At 64.7% G+C, this 20,458-nt stretch carries 17 protein-coding genes and 1 tRNA gene; 3 read left to right on the forward strand and 15 right to left on the reverse strand.

Annotated features, from left to right (window positions below; genetic code table 11):
- Window positions 1-486: 486 nt before the first annotated feature.
- The 4 genes from AB4099_RS09490 to AB4099_RS09505 all read right to left on the reverse strand — a co-directional run bounded on the left by AB4099_RS09490 (window position 487) and on the right by AB4099_RS09505 (window position 3,392).
- A complete protein-coding gene (locus tag AB4099_RS09490) occupies window positions 487-1,257 on the reverse strand; it encodes an acetoacetate decarboxylase (RefSeq protein ID WP_441477879.1) in 771 nt (256 codons plus the stop codon).
- A gap of 61 nt (window positions 1,258-1,318) precedes the next feature.
- Window positions 1,319-2,482 carry a patatin-like phospholipase family protein gene (locus AB4099_RS09495; RefSeq protein WP_441477880.1) on the reverse strand — a complete coding sequence of 388 codons (1,164 nt, stop codon included), beginning with the start codon at window positions 2,480-2,482 and terminating at the stop codon, window positions 1,319-1,321.
- A gap of 98 nt (window positions 2,483-2,580) precedes the next feature.
- The gene (locus AB4099_RS09500) at window positions 2,581-3,219 is read right to left on the reverse strand and encodes a VOC family protein (RefSeq protein ID WP_441477881.1); all 639 of its coding nucleotides are present in this window, start codon (window positions 3,217-3,219) and stop codon (window positions 2,581-2,583) included.
- A 99-nt stretch (window positions 3,220-3,318) separates the two neighbouring features.
- Window positions 3,319-3,392: transfer RNA gene (locus AB4099_RS09505), tRNA-Gln, on the reverse strand.
- A gap of 167 nt (window positions 3,393-3,559) precedes the next feature.
- Between AB4099_RS09505 and AB4099_RS09510 the strand changes: the two genes are divergently transcribed.
- A complete protein-coding gene (locus AB4099_RS09510) occupies window positions 3,560-4,180 on the forward strand; it encodes an LbetaH domain-containing protein (RefSeq protein WP_441477882.1) in 621 nt (206 codons plus the stop codon).
- An 82-nt stretch (window positions 4,181-4,262) separates the two neighbouring features.
- Here AB4099_RS09510 and AB4099_RS09515 read toward each other — a convergent pair whose 3' ends face one another.
- Genes AB4099_RS09515 through AB4099_RS09525 form a run of 3 tightly spaced genes read right to left on the reverse strand, consistent with a single transcriptional unit; the run spans window position 4,263 to window position 7,708 of the window.
- Window positions 4,263-5,948, reverse strand: coding sequence for a flotillin family protein (locus AB4099_RS09515; RefSeq protein WP_113516005.1), 1,686 nt, complete (start codon window positions 5,946-5,948; stop codon window positions 4,263-4,265).
- Between the two features lie 24 nt (window positions 5,949-5,972).
- A complete protein-coding gene (locus AB4099_RS09520; protein WP_113516004.1) occupies window positions 5,973-6,608 on the reverse strand; it encodes an OB-fold-containig protein in 636 nt (211 codons plus the stop codon).
- Complete coding sequence (locus AB4099_RS09525; RefSeq protein ID WP_162768187.1) at window positions 6,605-7,708, reverse strand: PspA/IM30 family protein; 1,104 nt, start codon at window positions 7,706-7,708, stop codon at window positions 6,605-6,607. The genes AB4099_RS09520 and AB4099_RS09525 overlap by 4 nt, the downstream gene beginning before the upstream one ends.
- Window positions 7,709-8,084: 376 nt before the next feature.
- On the opposite strand from AB4099_RS09525, the gene AB4099_RS09530 reads away from it, so the two are divergent.
- Entirely contained in the window at window positions 8,085-8,630 is a 546-nt protein-coding gene (locus AB4099_RS09530) for a carboxymuconolactone decarboxylase family protein (RefSeq protein ID WP_113516002.1), read from the forward strand.
- A 32-nt stretch (window positions 8,631-8,662) separates the two neighbouring features.
- Here the strand turns inward: AB4099_RS09530 and AB4099_RS09535 are convergent, their stop codons facing one another.
- From AB4099_RS09535 to AB4099_RS09570, 8 genes are all read right to left on the reverse strand, one after another.
- The gene (locus tag AB4099_RS09535; RefSeq protein ID WP_441477883.1) at window positions 8,663-9,007 is read right to left on the reverse strand and encodes an ArsR/SmtB family transcription factor; all 345 of its coding nucleotides are present in this window, start codon (window positions 9,005-9,007) and stop codon (window positions 8,663-8,665) included.
- A gap of 282 nt (window positions 9,008-9,289) precedes the next feature.
- Complete coding sequence (locus tag AB4099_RS09540; protein ID WP_113516000.1) at window positions 9,290-10,948, reverse strand: OFA family MFS transporter; 1,659 nt, start codon at window positions 10,946-10,948, stop codon at window positions 9,290-9,292.
- 112 nt (window positions 10,949-11,060) lie between these two features.
- On the reverse strand, window positions 11,061-11,336 hold the full coding sequence (locus AB4099_RS09545; RefSeq protein WP_441477884.1) for a formate dehydrogenase subunit delta: 276 nt from the start codon (window positions 11,334-11,336) through the stop codon (window positions 11,061-11,063).
- Entirely contained in the window at window positions 11,333-12,175 is an 843-nt protein-coding gene (gene fdhD / locus AB4099_RS09550) for a formate dehydrogenase accessory sulfurtransferase FdhD (RefSeq protein ID WP_441477885.1), read from the reverse strand. The genes AB4099_RS09545 and fdhD overlap by 4 nt, the downstream gene beginning before the upstream one ends.
- Complete coding sequence (gene fdhF / locus AB4099_RS09555; protein ID WP_441477886.1) at window positions 12,162-15,041, reverse strand: formate dehydrogenase subunit alpha; 2,880 nt, start codon at window positions 15,039-15,041, stop codon at window positions 12,162-12,164. The genes fdhD and fdhF overlap by 14 nt, the downstream gene beginning before the upstream one ends.
- A 10-nt stretch (window positions 15,042-15,051) precedes the next feature.
- Window positions 15,052-16,638 (reverse strand): formate dehydrogenase beta subunit, encoded by a 1,587-nt coding sequence (locus tag AB4099_RS09560; protein ID WP_441477887.1) that lies wholly within the window; start codon window positions 16,636-16,638, stop codon window positions 15,052-15,054.
- Window positions 16,635-17,123, reverse strand: a complete 489-nt coding sequence (locus AB4099_RS09565; RefSeq protein WP_441477888.1) for an NAD(P)H-dependent oxidoreductase subunit E — start codon at window positions 17,121-17,123, stop codon at window positions 16,635-16,637. The genes AB4099_RS09560 and AB4099_RS09565 overlap by 4 nt, the downstream gene beginning before the upstream one ends.
- 231 nt (window positions 17,124-17,354) lie before the next feature.
- On the reverse strand, window positions 17,355-18,269 hold the full coding sequence (locus AB4099_RS09570; protein ID WP_441477889.1) for a LysR family transcriptional regulator: 915 nt from the start codon (window positions 18,267-18,269) through the stop codon (window positions 17,355-17,357).
- A 256-nt stretch (window positions 18,270-18,525) separates the two neighbouring features.
- On the opposite strand from AB4099_RS09570, the gene AB4099_RS09575 reads away from it, so the two are divergent.
- Window positions 18,526-20,427, forward strand: a complete 1,902-nt coding sequence (locus AB4099_RS09575; protein ID WP_441477890.1) for a hybrid sensor histidine kinase/response regulator — start codon at window positions 18,526-18,528, stop codon at window positions 20,425-20,427.
- Window positions 20,428-20,458 lie beyond the last annotated feature (31 nt).

The following is a 20,458-nucleotide window of genomic DNA, read 5'->3' on the forward strand; positions in this document are numbered from 1 at the left end:
CCCAGTCGATGCCCAGAAATTCATGCTGCGCCCCCCAAAGGCACCCTTCATCGCGATTCGTCCGTTGGACCCGTCAGCTTCGATCCAAAGACCAAAAATCGCACGGGGGATAGACGTCGCGGCGGCGCCGATATCCGCGCGCGATCGGAAGATGAGGGTAGATACAATTCGGCAACACGGGTGGATAATACTGACGCTAGGGAATATTGTTCGCCAAGTGTACTTTTTGGCGACGTTACGTCAGTTTTGGGCCGATTCGGGACCTTTGCGTTCCGCCGCCTACGTCAATGATTGTTTGCCCGGAAACGCGCTGACCTTCCATCTGCCGGGCGACGGAGACAGGGCGTCGTCACCTCGGCAGCGTCGATCGTTTCAACCTGGAGTGTCGGACCAGTTGCTCTTCACGAGGGCCGATAGGGTGTGCCTATAGCGAAGCACTGATCCCATCGGCCGATACACGCTTCGACGCGCCGAACGGATCGCCGTTCAGGCCTTGGCTGCGCCGGTTGCGAGGTAGTCAAACACGACCTCGCCGAGGCCCAGCGTCAGGTCGGCAATGTAGTGGCTCGCCGAGACCACTTCGTGGACGGGCAGCCGCGCCACGTCACACATCGCATGCTCGAAGAGCTGCAGGGCGGCCGGGCCGGACCAGGCTCCCTTCAACGTCACGTCCTCCATGTAGTAGCGCACCAGCTCGCAGATGCGCGGCGAGCCGTCGACATGGGGAATGATCTTGATCATGAAGGCGGGCTTGGCCATGGCTTTGGCAAGCGGCGCCAGATCGAGCTCGCGATGCTTGTAACCCATGGTGGCGGTCGCGCAGAGAACCGAGCCGTAGTGCAGGGTGCCGACGAGTGTCTCCTGTTGATGCGTCAGCTTCGGCGTCGCCAGCTTTTTCGGAAAGCCCCAGATCTCGCGCCCGCCGGCAATAGGTGAATTGTCGTCGAGATACATGGCGTGGACATAGCCGCCTTCCTGGACCTCGCCCGTCGCCGTGGTGAAGCGCACCGGGATGACCTGCCCGGTCTCGGTATAGTCGCCGAAACCGGTCGAATCCGGCATGCGGATGAACTCATAGGCCACGGTATCGCCGATCACCTCCAGAGGCTCGGGCACCAGCGCGCGCAGCCGCTCAGGATCCGTCCGGTAATTGATGACGACGAATTCGCGATTGTAGAACTTGTAGGGCGGTTTCGGGTAGGCGGGATTGTTCAGGGGCATCGCGAAAGCATTGGCGCGCACATCGGCGATCTTCATGACGCTGTGTCCTCGTTGCTCGTGATCGGTCTGAAGCCTGCTGCGGCATGCTCGCAAGCCACTATCTGCGCTTTCGCAGCGCCAGTTCCGCCAGGTCGAAGGTGGCGACGCCGTCGGGCGTCTCCGCAGGCCGCAGCACTTCGGGATAGCTCAGGGTAAGGGACGCGTCTTCGTAGCCCGAGGCCCAGTGCTCCTCCATGGTCGCGCGCGAAAACTCGTAGTCCTTGGAGGAACCCTCATAGCTCTTGGAGCGGTAGATCAGGTGGACGATGTTGTGGATCTTGTCATCGGCTTCGGCGATCAACGCGAGAACGTCAGGATCGGCGTTGGCCAATGCCGCTTTGGGAACGTATTCGATCAGGTGCCGCAGCGCGCGCCGCAGGCTCTGGTTCTTCCGGAACTGGTCGGTCGCTGCGCGGGTCCGGCTTGAGAAGCGAATATCCTTCAAGCGCGAATCCTGGCTCACCAGATCGGTGGGAAACTCGCCCTTCGCGCTCCAGAGGTCGACCTGAAATGCGAGTGTGTCCTGGCGAGGCCGGCTGTCCAGCACCCATTGCAGCGGAGTGTTGGAAACCAGCCCGCCAAACCAGTAGCTCTCACCATCGATCTCTACTGCGGGGAAACCCGGCGGCAAGGCTCCGCTGGCCATCACATGCTCGGCCGCGATGACATGGGTCGCCGTATCGAAATAGGCGAAATTGCCGGTTCTCACATTCACGGCTCCCACGCTGAAGCGCATCGGGCCGGCATTAATGCGATCGAAATCGACGAGCCGCTCCAGCGTCGCCTTGAGTGGGCTGACGTCGTAGAAGCTCTCTGCAGCCGCACCGCCATCCGAGGACAGGAAGGGCGGGATCGGGCGCGGGCTGAAGAAGTCCGGCGCGCCGCCCATCAGCGTGGAAAGGGCACGCGTCTGGTTGAGCCAGCCATGAGCGAGATCGCCATTGCCAGCCATCGCCCCCATCATGGACGAGACCATCGCAGGGAAACCCGGCAGCGGCGCGGTGATCGCCTCCCAGAAGCTGCGCAGCGCATCCACGCGCTTCTCCGGCGGATTGCCGGCGATCAGGGCGGAATTGATCGCGCCGATCGAGATGCCCGCCACCCAGTCAGGATGCAGATTGGCTTCGGCCAGGGCCTGGTAGACTCCGGCCTGATAGGAACCGAGCGCTCCTCCGCCTTGCAGAAGCAGCGCGATACGCTCGAACGGTGGGCGCTTGGGCATGCGGCGTACCTTGTTCATGGGGCGCAATGGTCAGGCATCTTGCGTCGAACCGCTCTGCGATGGGTCGAGAGTCCGGTGGGATCGGGTGTTTCGCTAACTCAGGACAGTTCCTTCACGCCGGCCGGCGTTTCGATCAGCGCGCGATAGCGCAGATCATCGCCCGGTATGATGACAGGCGGACGGTCGATCCCGAGTTCCTCATAGAGCGCGGAGAGGGCGACGGCGTCACGGTGTTCGAGCGTGAACGAGCGCAGCCGTGCACCCAGATCCGCAATCGCAGACATGGCGCGCGGCTTGCCGCGCCGGTCGATGATCGAGGGGGCCGCTCCGCCGAGGGGCAGGGCGCCGTCATCCGGGATCGCGAAGTCAAAGGAGGGGGCGGTCCATGGCAGCGAGACCTTTCGCCCAAAGATGTCTTCGCGACCGCGAAGGACCAGGTCGATGGCGTCGGTTCGCGCGACCCAGCCGCGCAAGCGGCGCCCCGCATCCCAATCGGCCTTCACGGCGCCAGGATTGTCGAGGCCGAACCAGCGCGCACGCCCCGGCCCCTGCGCATCCGGATCAAGCGCGACGATCTCCAAATAGACGGTTCCGCCGAGCTGCAGCAGGTGATTATAGGTGCCCATATAGCCATGGCGCTGTCCGAAGGGGACATCGAGGTCGAGGCAGGTTCGAACATGGCAGACGCCTTCGACCAGCGTCGGCGCAATCACGGTGAGATGGTCGAGCGTCAGCATGTCTTGGCCAGCGGGCGAGGGGATGGGGGCTCGTTCACGACCATTCGGAACGGGTACAAACGCGAAAACCGGGAATGCCGGCTGACGACGTGTCTTGGGTGGTTCCCGCTCATGGATTCGAACCACAATTCCCTGAGCCAAAATCAGGTGTCCTGCCGTTAGACGAAGCGGGATCGTCTAACCTTGTTGTTGTTCGACACTGTGCGTGGACGAATGCACCAAGCATCCTCAATCCAGTTCGGACGCAAAGTGTTGCATGGCTTTCGCCTGCATATCAATCGCCATTGCGGTGGGGCGCTGACATCGCGTCTCATGTCCATGGAGAGAGTCAGGAGACGCCATGTCTGACGATCTACGGATCGAAAAATTCGTCGCGTCTTGGCCGGATTCGCCTTTCGGACGGGACGATCATTACGCTTGGCAGATAACCCGGAGAGCCGTGGAGCTGGTCGGGGCGGCGCTCAGCGATCTAGACGAGGGTTACAGGCGCGAGGGCGATGTCGCCGTGCACCGAACCGCGACCATCGAGAGCGGGGCTGTCCTGAAGGGGCCCGCCATTGTTGGGCCGGGCTGCTTCCTGGCGGCCGGCGCCTATCTGCGTGGCGGCGTGTTCCTGGACGAGGGCTGCATCATCGGGCCCGGATGCGAGCTCAAGTCGAGTTTCATGTTCAGCGGGGCCAAGCTCGCGCATTTCAACTTCGTCGGCGACTCGATCCTGGGCGCGGACGTCAATCTCGAAGCCGGTGCGATCATTGCGAACCATCGCAACGAATGGGAGGCGAAGGCCATCCGCTTCGTCTTCGGCGGACGGGTCGTCGAGCCCGGTGTCGAGAAGTTCGGGGCGCTCGTCGGGGATCACGTGCGGATCGGCGCGAACGCGGTCATCGCGCCCGGCGCCGTCCTCGACCAGGGGACGAAGATCCCCCGGTTGACGCTGATCGATCAGTCTCCGGACCTCTGAGGGGGAGGTCCAGGCCGGACGCTTGGCCCGGCCTGCCTTCTCTTCTGTCCTTCAGCCCATCGACCAAGCGGCGCTCGATCGCCTACGCCGCCCCGCTTTCGGCTGCGGGAAGCGCGGTCGGGCGTTGCGTGCCATTGAGCAAGGCGTGCACGGGATCATCTCCCGCGAATCCGGCCTGGGCCAGGATCGCATCGACGATCGGCTTTTGCGCGCCGTAGCTGAGGAGCTGACTGCTGAGGTCCGCGATCGGGCCGGCATGGCCGGCCGACCCCGCGCCCCCGGCACTCATGGCTCCGAGCAGGCCGCCGGCGCTGAAGATCTTGATGTCGGAGATCTTCTCGATCGGCTTCATCGCCTGCGCGAGGGCATCGGGAATGACGGCAATGCGCTGCTTCGTCAGCTCGAAATCGACCATCTGCGGCGAAAGCGAATTGCGGGCTTCGTTGATCGCGCGCTCGCGCTTCGCCTCCGCCTCGCCGAGTTCGATGATGCCGCCGGCGCGAAACTTGGCGGCATCGGCTTCGGCCTGCGCCTGGGTCAGCATGGCGGCTGCGAGGTTCTCGGCAGCCTCTCGTTCAGCCTCGGCCTTGACCGTGATGCCGGTCGCGGCCTGCTCGGCGACCTTGCGGGCGTCGATGACGGCGATCTTCTTGGCGCGCTCGGCGACTTCGACGGCGCGTGCGGTCGCGACCTGCTCCTCGGCGGTGACAGCCGCGGCCTTGGCCTCTTCCGCCTTTGCCTTGGCCTGCGACTCGGCTTCGCTCTTCTGCGCGACGGCGATGGCGGCGTCGATCCTGGCAGTCTCGGTGATGCGCGTCGCTTCGGCCTCGCTTTCGGCAATGCCACGCTCGGCCGTGATGCGGGCGGTCTCCTTGGCCTGGCGGGCCTCCGCTTCGTTCTTGGCCACGCCGCGTTCGGTCTCGAGCCGGGCTGTCTCCTCGGCCAGGCGCGCCGCCTGCTCCGCACGGGCCTGTTCCGCGCGCGTCTCTGCTGTCTTGTTGACGATGTCGCGCTGCTGGTTGAGCTCGGCGTCACGTTGCTCGCGTTCGATCGTCAGGCGTTGCAGCGCTGCCTCACGGTCCTTCGTCGCGATGGCCACCTCGTTTTCGCGCACGATCTCGTTGCGTTCGCGGCGGCGCTCCTCGGTGACGCGGGTGAGTGCGGTCAGGCCCTCGGCGTCAAAAGTGTTGTTGGGGTTGAAATGCTTGATGTCGGTCTGGTCGAGCCGCGTAAGCGAGACGGACTCGAGCTCGAGACCGTTGGACTGCAGGTCGGCTGCGACGGCATCCTGCACCGCCTTCACGAATTCGGAGCGCTTTTCCTGCAGGTCCTTCAGGCTCATGGTCGCGGCAACCGAGCGAAGTCCATCGACGAACTTGGCTTCCACCAGCGTCTTCAGCAGGTCGGCATTGTTCGTCCGGTCGCCCAGCGTCTGGGCCGCCAGGGCGATATTGTCCGCATCCGGCTTCACCCGGACGTAGAACTCGGCGGTGATATCGGCCCGCATGCGATCGGCCGTGATCAGGGACTCGCCTTCGCTGCGCTGCACTTCAAGCCGCAGCGTGCTGAGTTGCACCCAGGAATAGGAATGGAAGATCGGCAGGATCACGGATCCCCCGTCCAGGACGACCTTCTTGCCGCCGAGGCCGGTGCGGACATAGGCCTTGTCCCGGGTCGAGCGCGTATAAAGCGCCGCCATGACCACGCCGATGCCGACGATGAGCACAATCGCCGTTCCGGCAATCGTGAGGATGGAAACATAGTCCATGAACGTATTTCCCCTTACCCAGCTTCAGGTCTGCGCGCCGAGTTCCTCCGGCGCAGGAATGGCCTCGAACAACCCATTGGAACCATCGACCACCAGAACGCTCGCCCCTTGCGGGATGAGGTGGCCCGCGGCGGCCTTTGTCCGCAGGACATGAATGTTGCCGTGCAGGTCCCTGACGCGGACCTGCCCCGGCTTGCCCTGGTCGAGCGGGCCCAGCGTCACCGTTCCGATCAGCCCGATCAGGTCGGACTGGCTGATGGCGCTGGATTCGTCGCTCGGGATGATCCGCGCCGTCCAACGCGACAGCACACGTGTCATCGGCAGCGCCGCCGCCACGGCGAGCAGGCTCGCAACCAGTGTCGGCAACGGCGCAAGAAGTGCCTGGGCCAGGCCCTGAATGGCGAACCCGGCGATGGCGAATGAGGCCAGCCCAATCATGATCAGGACGAGCAGCGGCACGCCGCCCCGGTTGAGCCAGGACATCCAGGCGTCGAGCGGGCCGTGCTCGCTATGGACGCCGTGATCGGAGAGCCCGTCATTCACCAGCGACGAGATCGACATCCCAACGACCATCGCGACAATCTCGATGGCGACGATGCCGACGAGGATCAGCGCAGCGATCGTGAAGGGATAGAAGCCCGGCGCAGTGAGCGCGCTCATGAACCGCTCTGGCCCTTGTAGCGGGCCAGTCGCTCCTGGATTGCCTTCTCACGCTGCAGGCGGGCGAGTTCCTCGACTTCGGAGGCGCCCGTCATTGGCCGCCCCGAGACACCGGTGACGCGTTCGATCGCGTTCAGCGATTGCGCCAGCCGGTTGTCGTTGCGGACCGAGGCACTGACGTCCTGGCTCGCATCCTGCGCCCCCTTGCTCTTCTTCAGGGCGGCGAGCCGGGCAACCGCATCCTGTCTGGCGGAATTGACCGCCTGGAGCGCCTTGCCTGCGTCGTCGATCTTGCCGGCAGCCTCGGCCAGCGCCGTCTCCAGCGCCGAACGCTGCGCCTCCAGGTCGATCTGCAGGCCGATCACGGGCGTGACCAGATCCTCGCGCCCGCTGGCCAGGCCGACTTCGATCTTGCCGGCGAGATCCTCGATCTCCTCGTTGATCTCGGCGATCTTGGCCTTGAGGCGGTGCTCTTCGGCGCGCGCCTTGCCGGCGCCCGCCCGTGCATCCTCCGCGACGGCGTCGATCTCCCTGATCGACTGCTCGACGGTGACGATGGCGTTGGCGCCTTCAAGCGCGTCGACGGTGCCGTGGGCGGCGCCCGCAATGATACGCCCGATGCGCGATAGAATTCCTTCGGTGGCCATGACGGTCTCCTTCGGTGTGATGACAGCGGCGATGCCGACCAGGATGAGCGTTTCGTCATCCCTCAGGACCAGCCGTGCTTCGGCGTGATCCGACCAACCCGGTACGTAGCCGGCAACGGAATAGGGAATGAGCCTGCGCCCCTCGATGGTGGAGAGGCTCAGATGCGTGGGGGTCTTGATGGCATAGAGCCGCCCATCCAGCGGCAGGTCTGCGATGATGGCTCCGCTCGTCCGCCCGGCGTGATCGCGCAGGCCGAGCGTCACCAGCCGCGCCGGCAACCGGGTCTGTTCGCGGATGGTGGCATAGGCCTGCTCATGCAGGGCAACGAGATTTGCGCTGGCGCCGCGATCACGCTCGATCGCGTCGAGGATGCGCATCATCTCGGCATAATCGGCGAGCGTCGCGCGGATCGCGCGCATGTCATCCGGCGAGGGGGCCAGGATGTAGCTCATGGTCGACTGATAGCGCGAAGCCATGCCGGGGGATATAAAGCACTTCCTTTGTGCTTTCAAGACATGCGTACGTAACGTCAGTGCGCCCCTGTCCCAGGGGCGTGCGGCATGAATTCGCCAGACTGCCGAAGCGGAACAGGTGTTCGCTTGGAAGAGGGGCATGGAGGTTCAGATGCGTCGTGGGCATCTGGCCGATCGTGCTCCCGTCCTCTACGCAAGATATCTCGCGCCTTGATCATCGGACCTGATCCCGTATCCGTTCCAATGATCTAAGCTCTCTGTGTTTGCATCGGCTGTCCCGAAAACCGCAATTCACGTTTCGGGCCGATGCTTTGAGAACCGGCATCCTCCGGCGCTGCCTTCAACGAGATTGACGATGACGACCTCTCCCTGCCCACCGATTGCGGATGCCGACTGGCCCGACCAGATTGCCGAGATGCGAACCGGGTTCGCCGGCGCGCTCAATGTCTACCGGACGATGGCGCATCACCCCGAGTTGCTGAAGGCCTGGGCGGCGCTGCGCCAGCATGTGGTGAAGGACAGCGCGCTCGGCGCTGTGCGTTCGGAGCTGGTGATCCTGCGCGCCGCGCACCGGATGGGCTCGCCCTATGAATGGGCCCACCATGTCAGCCGGTCCCGGGTGCTGGGGATGAGCGATGCGCGTATCGCCGCGATGCGCGGAATGCCGGAGGGTGAGGACGGGCTGGTCGCGCGTGCCGTCGACGCGCTCTTCGATCAACGGCGCCTGCCGGCCGAGCTAGAGGCCGAGCTTGCGGAGGCATTCGGGCGCAAGGCGGTCTTCGACCTGATCGCGACCGTCGGCTTCTACACAGTGCTTGGCTATATCCTGATGACCTACGACACGCCGATCGACGGGCCGGTCGCAACGGAAATGGCGGAACGGCCCCTGTCCGGCGACTAGCATGACTAGACCGGCCTTTGCGCGCGCCTCGATCAGGCGTGAGCTTTCGTCCAGTGCGCAGCCGTTGCGTCGAGGGTGGCTGCGATCACGGCGCCGACGCCTCGGTCGTTCAGGCGATAGAAGATCCGCCGGCCGACGCGGCGGGTCGACACGATTCTCTGGAGCCGCAGGCGGGTCAGCTGCTGGGACACCATGGCCTGGCTCAGGGACAAGGCGGTTTCGAGTTCGGCGACCGAGCGTTCCTGCTCGGCAAGCAGATAGAGCAACTGCAGTCGGTTCTTGTGAGCCAGGACCTTGAACAGCTCGCTGGCCTGCAAGGCTCTGGCCTCCAGCGTCGCGGCTCGTTCCAGGTGGGAGGTCGCTCTGTCATCCGGCATGGCACCCAATGGTCGCGGGATCTGGGAACTTCGTTATATCCTCTGGAATATAACCGATCGGGCGTACCGTTGTCCATGCAGCTCTCCCAGGCCGCCCCTGGGACGGGAGGTTCATGAGCGACCGCTCTCTCACAGGCCAATCGAAGAAAATTAGACAGGACATTGTACTTACGTCTGAATCGCGGGAAGGGCGGACAACTGTCTCCTTGGCCAGCATTCCCCAAACGGATCGAGGCCCGCGGCATGCCGCGGGCCTCGACAATCATGTCCGAATACTGTCGGCTACCGGAACAGCGCCAGCGACTTGGACAGGGTGATCCAGACACCCCAGGCAATCGGGATGCCGACGACGGCCCAGGCGAGCAGCGCGGTGCCATCGAGTCCACCCTTGCCGATGCCGAAGGAGCCGTATTGCAGGCTGGCGCTGGCATTGGCCGACTTGGCCTGGAGGGCAGCCACTTCGGCGTCCTTCATGAACCACTTCGTCGCGACGGGGCGGACCAGCAGATTGGCGATGAAGCCCAGCACCAGCATGCCGGCCAGGATATACATCGTCCGGTCATAGACCTGCGCACGGGGCACGCCCGCATTGATCTGCGCCTCGCGGATGTAGTTCACCACCACTGGGCCGACGATGCCGGCGGTGGACCAGGCCGTCAGGAGGCGCCCGTGGATCGCGCCGACGAACTGGGTTCCGAACATGTCGGCGAGATAAGCCGGAACGGTCGCGAAGCCGCCGCCATACATCGACAGGATGATGCAGAAGAAGGCGACGAACAGCGCCAGCGAGCCGGCATGCGCCGCCCAGGGCGAGAGTCCGTAGAGCAGCATGCCGAGGCCGAAGAAGGTGGCATAGGTCAGCTTGCGCCCGAGCTTATCCGACAGCGAGGCCCAGAAGAAGCGGCCGACGATGTTGAACAGCGAGAGCAGGCCGACAAAGGCCGCGGCGATCGTCGCGATCTGCTTCTTCTGCTCGGCATCGAGCGCGGCAAAGCCGATCTCGGGCTTGCCGATCAGCGATCCCGCGAAGATCTCCTGCAGCATCGGCGATGCCATGCCGAGCACGCCGATGCCGGCAGAGACGTTGAGGCAGAGCACGGCCCAGATCAGCCAGAACTGCCGCGTCTTGTGTGCGTCCTTGAGATGGACATGGCCGGACGTGATCATGGCGTTCTGCGTGGCCGGCGGTGTCCAGCCTTCCGGGCGCCAGCCGGCGGGCGGAATGCGGTAGCCGAAGGCACCGGCCATCATGAAGGCGAAGTAGATCACGGCCATCACGACGAAGGTTTGCCAGACACCGACGGAGGTCGGCGTCTTGAAATAGTTCATCAGGATGTCTGCCAGCGGCGAGCCGATCATCGCGCCGCCGCCGAATCCCATGATCGCCATGCCGGTCGCCATGCCGCGCCGGTCCGGGAACCATTTCACCAGCGTCGAGACCGGAGAGATGTAGCCGAGGCCAAGTCCGATGCCGCCGATCACGCCCGAGCCCAGCCACATCAGCCAGAGCTGGTGGGTGTAGACGCCAAAGGCCGAGATCAGCAGTCCGCCACACCAGCACAGCGCCGAGACAAAGGCCGCCTTGCGCGGGCCCGAGCGTTCGAGCCAGCCGCCCCAGATGGCAGCCGAAGAGCCGAGCAGCACGAAGAACAGCGTGTACATCCAGCCGAGATCGGCGACCTTCCAGTCGCAGCTCGTCGTGAACAGCGAGCCGATCAGCCCGACATCCGCCGCGCAGGCGACGGGCTTGGTGATGCCGATCGCCTGACTGAGTGGCAGCCAGAACACGCTGAAACCATAGGCCATGCCGATGCAGAGGTGGATGCAGAGCGCCGCAGGCGGCACCAGCCAGCGATTGAACCCCGCAGTCGCAATGATCCGTTCCCGGTCCAGTAAGCCGGGGGACGGCGCAACCTGCCCCAAATCTTGTGCGATGCTCATCCCAGTCATTCTCCCCGAGCGTTTGGTGTCCTGGCCGGTTTCCGCACCGGCTTCTTCCGACACCGGCCTTCTCCCGCGAAGGGCCGGTGGCATTCCTTGAACAGCAGAGATGTCAGCGTCCGGCGGGTGCGCCCTTGATCCTGGGCAGCGCCTTGCGCAGCAGTGGCGGCAATCCGGACGGGTTTGCAGCGAAGGCTGCGATGAAGTCGTCGCGCATGCGCCGGCTCCAGAACTGGTTGATATGGTCGGCGATCGCGGGCACCGCCTGATCGTCCGGGTAGGATTGGAAGAACTCGGCGATCTGGCCGCCCATATGCGCGAGCTTGGCGCCTTTGCCGGCCCGCACCGCTTCGGCATGCAAGGCGGGCGTGTTGCTGGTCGTGATCATGACGTGTGGGCCTCCGGCTCATGCGCGAGCGTGCCAGCGAACAGCATGGCCGCGTCGCTGCGGGCGATGCTGACCAGGGTGAGACCAAGGTGCTTTGCCCGCTCGATCGCCAGGGATGTCGGGGCCGAAACCGAAACCAGCGTTCCGGCTCCGAAGATCGCGGCCTTCTCGACCATTTCGAAGGAGGCGCGGCTGGTGACCAGGATGAAGCCGTCATCGGCGCCATGGCCGGCGCGAAGCCGGGCGCCGATCAGCTTGTCCAGCGCGTTGTGACGGCCGACATCCTCGCGCGCAGCCAGGATCGCACCACGGCTGTCGCACCAGGCGGCGCCGTGGACGGCGCGCGTCAAGCGGTGCAGGGGTTGGTGGCTCTCGAGGGCGGCGAGCGAAGCCCGGATGGCACCGGCCGTGACCGGGGACCTGCTGCGCGATAGCAGTTCCGCGACAGGCAGGTCAGCAAGGGTTTCGACGCCGCACAAGCCGCAGGAGGTGCGGCCCGAGAGATTGCGACGCCGGGCCAGATGCTCACGGAAACGGCCGGGCGCCAGATCGACCGAGACCACGATGCCGTCGTCCCGTGGCGTGACCTGGATCGTGCGGATCTCCTCGACCCCGGTGATGATGCCTTCGGTCAGGCTGAAGCCGACGACGAAATCCTCCAGGTCGGCCGGGCTTGCCATCATCACCGCATAGGGCAGGGTGCCATAGACGACATTCACCGGCGTCTCGACCGGGACCTCGGCGATCGCGAACGGCTGCGGGCCGGCGTCGAACCGCAGCGGCTCGACCTGGACCGCGCAGGAGGCAGGAGACTGGGCGGGCGAATTATTCGGCGGCATCCGGCAACCTGCCTGCGATCAGCCTGAGCGAGACGTCTTCCTCCCGGTTCCGCTCCTGCCATTGCGAATAGTAATTGGTGCGCCGAACCTCGACGGCCGTGACCTTGTATTCCGGACAGTTCGTCGCCCAGTCCGAATAATCGGTGGTGATGACGTTGGCGCCGGTCGAGGCATGGTGGAAGGTCGTGTAGACCACGCCCGGTTGCATGCGCTCGGAGACCTCGGCCCGCAATGCGATATCGCCGGAGCGGCTGGCAAGCGAGACCAGATCGCCCGTCTGGATGCCGCGGTTCTCCGCGTCGAACGGATGGATTTCGAGCACATCCTCGTCATGCCAGGCCGTGTTCTCGGTCCGGCGCGTTTGCGCGCCGACATTGTATTGCGAGAGAATGCGCCCCGTCGTCAGGATCAGCGGGAAGCGTGGGCCGGTGCGCTCCTGCGTCGGCACGAATTCCGTGATCATGAACTTGCCCTTACCGCGCACGAAGCGATCGACATGCATCAACGGCGTGCCGTTCGGGGCCTTCTCGTTGCAGGGCCATTGCACCGAGCCCTGCTTGTCGAGCTTGTCGTAGCTCACCCCGGCGAAGCTCGGCGTCAGGCGCGCGATCTCGTCCATGATTTCGCTGGGATGGGCATAGGCCATGTCATAGCCAAGCGCATTGGCGAGATCGATCGTGACCTGCCATTCCGACTTGCCCGAGAGCGGCGCCATGACCTGGCGGACCCGGTTGATCCGGCGTTCGGCATTGGTGAAGGTGCCGTCCTTCTCCAGGAAGGACGAACCCGGCAGGAAGACATGGGCGTATTTCGCCGTCTCGTTCAGGAAGAGATCCTGGATGACGACGCATTCCATTGCAGTGAGGCCGGCCGTGACGTGCTGGGTGTTGGGGTCGGACTGCGCGATGTCCTCGCCCTGGACATAGAGCCCCTTGAAGGTGCCGCCGACCGCCTCGTCGAGCATGTTGGGAATGCGCAGGCCCGGTTCGGTCTCCAGCGGCACGCCCCACATCATCTCGAAGATCTGGCGGGTCGCGTCGTCCGAGACGTGGCGGTAGCCGGAAAACTCATGGGGGAACGACCCCATGTCGCAGGAGCCCTGGACGTTGTTCTGGCCGCGCAGCGGATTGATGCCGACGCCCTCGCGGCCGATATTCCCGGTCGCCATCGCGAGGTTCGCCATGGCCATGACCATTGTCGAACCCTGGCTGTGCTCGGTGACACCGAGCCCGTAATAGATCGCGCCATTGCCGCCGGTGGCGAAAAGGCGAGCTGCGGCGCGGACCTCGGCTGCCGGCACGCCGGTAAACTCCTCGCTCGCCTCGGGCGAGTTACGCTCCTCGGCGATGAAGCGGGCCCAGATCTCGAAATCGGTCAGGTCGCAGCGCTCGCGGACATAATCCTCGTCGATCAGCCCTTCGGTGACCACGACATGGGCGATCGCATTCATCAGCGCGACATTGGTGCCGGGTTTGAGCTGGAGGTGATGCTCGGCCTTGATATGCGGCGACTTCACGAGGTCGATCCTGCGCGGATCGGCGACGATCAGCTTGGCGCCCTCGCGCAGACGCTTCTTCATCCGTGAGGCGAAGACGGGGTGACCGTCGGTCGGGTTGGCGCCGATGATGATGATCACATCCGCCTTGGCCACCGACTTGAAGTCCTGGGTACCGGCGGAGGTGCCGAGCGTGGTCTTCAGTCCGTATCCGGTCGGCGAGTGGCAGACGCGGGCGCAGGTATCGACATTGTTGTTGCGGAACGCGGCGCGCACCAGCTTCTGGACGAGAAAGACCTCTTCATTGGTGCAGCGGGACGAGGTGATCGCACCAACCGATTCCCGGCCGTAGCTGGCCTGGATCCGCTTGAACTCGGACGCGGCGTAACCGATCGCCTCGTCCCACGACACCTCGCGCCAGGGATCGGTGATCTTCTCGCGGATCATCGGACTGGTGATGCGGTCCTTGTGGTTCGCATAGCCCCAGGCGAAGCGACCCTTGACGCAGGAATGTCCCTCGTTCGCCTTGCCGTCCTTGTAGGGAACCATCCGCACCACGCGGTCGCCCTGCATCTCGGCCTTGAACGAGCAGCCGACGCCGCAATAGGCGCAGGTCGTGACCTTGGAATGCTCCGGCTGGCCCATCGCGATGACAGAATTTTCCATCAGGGTCGCGGTCGGGCAGGCCTGGACGCAGGCGCCGCAGGAGACGCATTCGGAGCCGAGGAAGTCCGTCGGGCCGGCCGCGACACGTGACTCGAAGCCGCGCCCGGTGATCGTCAGCGCAAACGTGCCCTGCACCTCTTCGCAAGCGCGGACGCAGCGGTTGCAGACGATGCATTTCGACGGGTCATAGGTGAAATAGGGGTTCGAAGCGTCCTTGCTGAGGAACAGTGCGTTTGCGGCGCCGTCCTGCTTCGCAAAGACGTGGTTCTCACCCTCATAGCCATAGCGCACCTCGCGCAGGCCGACAGCGCCGGCCATATCCTGCAATTCGCAGTCGCCATTGGCCGAGCAGGTCAGGCAGTCCAGCGGGTGATCGGAGATGTAGAGCTCCATCACGCCCTTGCGCAGTGTCGAGAGCTGCTCGCTTTGCGTCCTGACCACCATGCCGTCCTCAGCCGGTGTGGTGCAGGAGGCGGGCGTGCCGCGGCGGCCTTCGATCTCGACGAGGCAGAGCCGGCACGAGCCGAAGGGCTCGAGCGTATCGGTGGCGCAGAGTTTCGGGATCTTGGTGCCGAGGCTCATCGCCGCGGCCATGACGGAGGTCCCGGCGGGAACCGAGACGCTTTGCCCGTCGACCGTCAGCGTGACCAGCTTCTCCGCCACGCGGATCGGCGTCCCGTAATCGATCTCCTTGATCAGGCTCATCAGGCGCTCCTCATTCGGCGGCCATCGGCAGCGGTGGCCGGTCGAAATCCTCGGAAAAATGGTTCAGCGCGCTCAGCACCGGCATGGGGGTCAGGCCACCCATCGCGCAGAGCGAAGCGTCGGTCATCAGGCGCGAAAGATCGCGCAGCACGGCGATGTTCTTCGGACGCTCCTGGCCGGCGATGATGCGGTCCATCACCTCGACGCCGCGTGTCGCGCCGATCCGGCAGGGCGTGCACTTGCCGCAGCTTTCCTTGGCGCAGAACGCAAAGGCGAAGCGCGCCTGCTTGGCCATGTCGACCGTGTCGTCGAAGACGACGATGCCGCCATGGCCGAGCATCGCCCGCATCGCCGCCAGCGCCTCGTAATCCATCGGCGTGTCGAGCTGCTTCTCGGTCAGATAGGCGCCGAGCGGGCCGCCGACCTGGACGGCACGGATCGGCCGGCCGCTCAGCGTGCCGCCGCCGAACCCCTCAATGATCTCCCGCAGGGAGATGCCGAAGGCGAGCTCGATCAGCCCGCCGCGCCTGATATTGCCGCCGAGCTGGACCGGCAGCGTGCCGCGCGAGCGACCCATGCCGAAATCGGCATAGGCCTGCGCACCATGGGCCAGGATCCAGGGCACGGCTGCGAAGGACAGCACGTTGTTGACGATCGTGGGCTTGCCGAACAGGCCCTGCAGCGCGGGCAGGGGCGGCTTGGCCCGGACGATCGCCCGCTTTCCTTCAAGGCTTTCGAGCAGCGAGGTCTCCTCCCCGCAGATATAGGCGCCCGCTCCGAGCCGGGCTTCGAGGTGGAAAGCATGTCCGGAACCGAGGACCGAGTCGCCGAGCAGGCCGGCATGTTCCGCCTTCAGAATGGCGCGGCAGAGCGCGCGATAGGCATGCGGATATTCCGAACGCAGATAGATGTAGCCACGCGTCGCGCCGACCGCAACGGCCGCGATCGCCATGCCTTCGATCAGGAGGAAGGGGTCGCCCTCGATGAGCATGCGGTCGGCAAAGGTGCCGGAATCGCCCTCATCGGCATTGCAGACGATATATTTCTGCTCGGCCCTGGCATCCTGGACTGTCTTCCATTTGATCCCCGTCGGGAACCCGGCGCCGCCCCGGCCGCGCAGGCCAGACGCGCGCACCGTCTCGACGATCTCGGCCGGCTGAAGCGCGAGCGCCGCCTGCAATCCTGCGAGACCGCCATGGGCGCGATAATCCGCCAGGGAGAGCGGATCGGTGACGCCGACTCGCTCGAAGGTCAGGCGCTGCTGGCGCTTCATCCAGTCGAGTTCAGCGACCGGCCCAAGGCGCAGCGCATGCGCGTCGCCGCTGGTGAAACCGGCATCGAACAATCCTGCCACGGCAGCCGCCGTCACCGGGCCATAGGCGACGCGGCCTTCGCTGGTTTCAACCTCGACCATCGGTTCCAGCCAGAGCAGGCCGCGCGAACCATTGCGGACGAGTTCGATCTCGATGCCGCGTTCTGCGGCTTCGCGCAGGATCGCCTGCGCGACCGCCTCGGCCCCGACCGATAGGGCGGCCGCATCGATCGGCACGAAGACGCGGATGCTGGGGACCGGGCTGCTCGTGAACTCCTGGCTCATCGCTGCCCCCTGGAGCCGGGCTGTGTCTCGCAAAGCGCCAGCAGGCGCGCCGCGTCGACGCGCCCGATCAGTTCGCCATCCACCAGCGCCGAGGGCCCGAGCGCGCAATTGCCGAGGCAATAGACCGTCTCGACCGCGACGGGGCTGTCGGGAGAGGCGTGATCGACCGCGATCCCGCCCGCCTGGGCGAGATGTGCGACGAGATCTTCGCAACCGAGCGCCTGGCAGGCCTCGGCCCGGCACAGCTTGACGACGCGGCGCGGCGGCGGCTCGGCCCTGAAGTCGTGATAGAAGCTGATCGTGCCGTGAACCTCGGCGCGCGACAGATTCAAGGCCTCGGAAATCAGCGGTACGGCTTCGGCGTCGATATAGCCGAACTCCTCCTGCAAGGCGTGCAGGAGGGGCAGGGTTGCGCCTTCCAAATGAACGAGCCCGCCGACGATTCGACGTGCTTCGTCCCGGTCCCATGCCGAAAACTCAGCCATATTTCCTCCAAGCGGCGCCGTTGAACCGGCTGTCGTGCTTGTGGTCAGGGTGGCCAAGGTTGGAACGATTTCAAATCGTTTGTTCCAACTACATGATAGTTTCTAGCTATCAAAAAGCCGCATTATCGGGATGCCCGCCGCATCTCCTTGCGTGCCGATCAACAGAACGCAGACAAACGATTATAGTTCCCTCTGGGATGAGCTGGATCTGCCGTCTTAGATAGAACCCAGCTATCTGACGATTGGCAGTCGGGGCAGCCCGGCCTCGCTGATCGGGCGCGACATCATCAGCAGATTGCGCGCCAGCGGCGCGAAGGGTTGGCGGTCCGCCACGATCAGCCCGATGGTGCGCTTGGCGTCGGGTTCCACCAGGGGCAGCGCCTTGGTTCCGAGCGGCACGCCGAAGAACTCGAGCAGTTGCAGCGACACGATGCTCGAGACGCCCTGAATGCCGGCATGGGAGCACAGATTGAAGATCGAGTTGGTCTCGATCGCCGGCCGCGGCGAGTGTCCGACGGAGCGGAAGATGCCGTCGATGATCCGTCGGTTCTGCATGTCTGAGGTCAGCAGGCAGAGCTTGAGTTCTGCCGCTTCCGCCCAGGTGATGGTGTCCTGCCCGCCGAGCGCGCCATCTTCGCGCGTCAGCAGCACATAGGATTCCAGGTAGATCGGTTTCGAGATCACCCGGTCGAGCGGTTCGTTGTCGAGATAGGTGAGACCGACATCGAGCTCGAAATTGTCGATCCGGCTTTGGATCTCGGCTGAGGTCAGCGACAGCACGGTCAGGGAGACGGCCGGGTAGCGCTCGGAGAATGGCGCGGTGATATGGGCGATCATCGGCAGGGCTGTCGGAATGGCGCCGAGCCGGATTCGGCCGCTCACGCCCTGCCTGAGCTCCGCGATCGATTCCTTCAGCAGGTCGGCCTCCGCCAGGATGCGGCGGGCATGGGCAAGGACGACCTCGCCCTCGTTGGTCAGTCCCTGAAACCGGCGTCCGCGCTCGACGATGAGCACGCCAAGTTCTTCCTCCAGCTGTCCGATGGCGGTCGACAGGGTGGGTTGGGAGACGTGGCAGGCCTCGGCTGCGCGCCGAAAATGCTTCTCGCGGGCAAGGGCATCCAGATAGACGAGCTGACGAATGATCATTGCAGCTAGGCTAGCGCGGCAGCCGTTCGGTTCAATCTGAAAATGCGCCGAGGACCTGCGCAGCACGCTCAGATCTTCCGGAACTCCAGGCGGTCGATCGTGCAGAGGAGCAACTCTGACGCCCGGGCCGCATGCTGCGCTACGGCGAGGCGCCCGCCGTTTTTTCGTTCCGGCGACGGAACAGTTTCGATTCCCCGGCGTTCCCTGTTCCGGTGTGATGCGCGGGGACGCTATGGGCAAGGCCGAACAATCTGCAATGGGCGATGAGCGTTATCGCATCCTGGTCGAGGCCGTCACGGATTATGCGATCTACATGCTCGACCCGGCGGGCACGATCAGCAGCTGGAACCGCGGCGCCGAACGCTTCAAGGGCTATACCGCGCTCGAGGTCCTTGGGACGAATTTCTCGCGTTTCTACACCGATGCCGATCGCGCACGCGGCCTGCCCGCGTTTGCGCTGGGCACGGCGGCGCGCGAGGGCCGCTTCGAAAGCGAAGGCTGGCGCGTCCGCAAGGATGGCACGACCTTCTGGGCCAGCGTCGTCATCGATGCGATCTATGGAACAGACGGCGATATTCTCGGCTACGCCAAGATCACGCGGGATCTCTCCGAGCGAAGAGAGGCCGAAAATGCCCTGCGTCGAAGCGAGGAGCGCTTCCGGCTCCTGGTGCAAGGCGTCACCGATTACGCCATCTACATGCTCGATCGCGACGGCATCATCAGCAACTGGAACCAGGGTGCCGAGCGGATCAAGGGCTACACCCCCGACGAGATCATCGGCCAGCATTTCTCCCGGTTCTATACGGCAGAGGACCGCGAGAAGGGCGAGCCCCAGCGCGCCCTCGATACGGCCATGCGCGAGGGCAAGTTCGAAAAGGAGGGCTGGCGCGTCCGAAAGGACGGGACGCCGTTCTGGGCAAGCGTGGTCATCGATGTGATCAAGGGCGACAATGGCGACGTCATCGGCTTCGCCAAGGTCACCCGAGACATGACCGAACGGCGGCGCCACGAGCAGGCGCTGGATGAAGCGCGACAATCGCTGCTTCAGAGCCAGAAGACCGAGGCCATCGGTCAGCTCACGGGCGGCGTTGCACATGATTTCAACAACCTGCTGGCCGCCATCCTGGGCAGCCTGGAACTCATCCGCAAACAGGCCACGAACGAGAAAGTCGCGGCTCTCGCTGATAACGCGATCGAAGGCGCACGTCGGGGAATTTCCCTGACGCAGCGCATGCTGTCCTTCGCGCGCCGCCAGGAACTTACCCCGGCGACGGTCGATCTGCCCAAGCTGGTCTCGGGCATGTCGGAGCTGCTTCAGCGCTCGCTTGGTCCGCTCGTCAGCATTGAAACGCGGTTTCCGCTCGCCTTGGACGCAGCGCGCGTCGATCCGCATCAGCTTGAACTGGCGCTCTTGAACCTGACCATGAATGCGCGGGACGCCATGCCAGGTGGGGGGACGATCATCCTTGCGGCGCGCGCCGAGGATATTTCGGCAGGCGGGCGCTCGAACCTGGCACCCGGGCGCTATCTCTGCTTGTCGGTAAGCGATGTCGGCGAGGGAATGGACGAGCAGACGTTGGCGCGCGCCACCGAACCGTTCTTCACGACCAAGGGGGTCGGCAAGGGCACCGGGCTCGGACTTTCCATGGTCCATGGCATGGCCGAGCAATCCGGGGGGCGCTTTGTCCTGAATAGCCGCTCCGGACAGGGAACGACGGCCGAAATCTGGCTTCCCGCCGCAATGCGCTTGCCGACAGCGGAAGTCTTGCCTGATGCTCGATCGCATCCGGTGGATGACACGCCCCAGCGCTCATTGCTCGTGCTCGCCGTCGATGACGACGCGCTGATCCTGATGAACACCGCAGCCTTGCTCGAGGATCTAGGACACAGCGTGATCGAGGCGGCCTCGGCCATGGAGGCGCTCGAGGTTCTCGACGGCGGCGCGAAGGTCGATCTCGTCATCACCGATCATGCGATGCCCCGGATGACGGGGGCCCAGCTCGCCGAAATCATCAGGGCGAAATGGCCGAGCCTGCCGATCATCCTGGCGACCGGCTATGCGGAGCTGCCAACCGACCAGGGACAGAAACTGCCTCGGCTCTCAAAGCCGTTCTGGCAAGTCGATCTCCAGCGTGCCGTCGACGCGGCAACAAGCTGAAACCGGCGGCGCGCAGATCCGGGCACGCCGC

This window comes from Allobosea sp. 2KB_26 (genome assembly GCF_052115715.1).
Lineage (GTDB): Bacteria > Pseudomonadota > Alphaproteobacteria > Rhizobiales > Beijerinckiaceae > Allobosea.

Bases quoted from the DNA above. Each gene is read 5' to 3' on its own strand.
- AB4099_RS09490 (WP_441477879.1), bottom strand. From the start codon at position 1,257: ATGAAGATCGCCGATGTGCGCGCCAATGCTTTCGCGATGCCCCTGAAC.
- AB4099_RS09495 (WP_441477880.1), bottom strand. From the start codon at position 2,482: ATGCCCAAGCGCCCACCGTTCGAGCGTATCGCGCTGCTTCTGCAAGGC.
- AB4099_RS09500 (WP_441477881.1), bottom strand. From the start codon at position 3,219: ATGCTGACGCTCGACCATCTCACCGTGATTGCGCCGACGCTGGTCGAA.
- AB4099_RS09510 (WP_441477882.1), top strand. From the start codon at position 3,560: ATGTCTGACGATCTACGGATCGAAAAATTCGTCGCGTCTTGGCCGGAT.
- AB4099_RS09515 (WP_113516005.1), bottom strand. From the start codon at position 5,948: ATGGACTATGTTTCCATCCTCACGATTGCCGGAACGGCGATTGTGCTC.
- AB4099_RS09520 (WP_113516004.1), bottom strand. From the start codon at position 6,608: ATGAGCGCGCTCACTGCGCCGGGCTTCTATCCCTTCACGATCGCTGCG.
- AB4099_RS09525 (WP_162768187.1), bottom strand. From the start codon at position 7,708: ATGAGCTACATCCTGGCCCCCTCGCCGGATGACATGCGCGCGATCCGC.
- AB4099_RS09530 (WP_113516002.1), top strand. From the start codon at position 8,085: ATGACGACCTCTCCCTGCCCACCGATTGCGGATGCCGACTGGCCCGAC.
- AB4099_RS09535 (WP_441477883.1), bottom strand. From the start codon at position 9,007: ATGCCGGATGACAGAGCGACCTCCCACCTGGAACGAGCCGCGACGCTG.
- AB4099_RS09540 (WP_113516000.1), bottom strand. From the start codon at position 10,948: ATGAGCATCGCACAAGATTTGGGGCAGGTTGCGCCGTCCCCCGGCTTA.
- AB4099_RS09545 (WP_441477884.1), bottom strand. From the start codon at position 11,336: ATGATCACGACCAGCAACACGCCCGCCTTGCATGCCGAAGCGGTGCGG.
- fdhD (WP_441477885.1), bottom strand. From the start codon at position 12,175: ATGCCGCCGAATAATTCGCCCGCCCAGTCTCCTGCCTCCTGCGCGGTC.
- fdhF (WP_441477886.1), bottom strand. From the start codon at position 15,041: ATGAGCCTGATCAAGGAGATCGATTACGGGACGCCGATCCGCGTGGCG.
- AB4099_RS09560 (WP_441477887.1), bottom strand. From the start codon at position 16,638: ATGAGCCAGGAGTTCACGAGCAGCCCGGTCCCCAGCATCCGCGTCTTC.
- AB4099_RS09565 (WP_441477888.1), bottom strand. From the start codon at position 17,123: ATGGCTGAGTTTTCGGCATGGGACCGGGACGAAGCACGTCGAATCGTC.
- AB4099_RS09570 (WP_441477889.1), bottom strand. From the start codon at position 18,269: ATGATCATTCGTCAGCTCGTCTATCTGGATGCCCTTGCCCGCGAGAAG.
- AB4099_RS09575 (WP_441477890.1), top strand. From the start codon at position 18,526: ATGGGCGATGAGCGTTATCGCATCCTGGTCGAGGCCGTCACGGATTAT.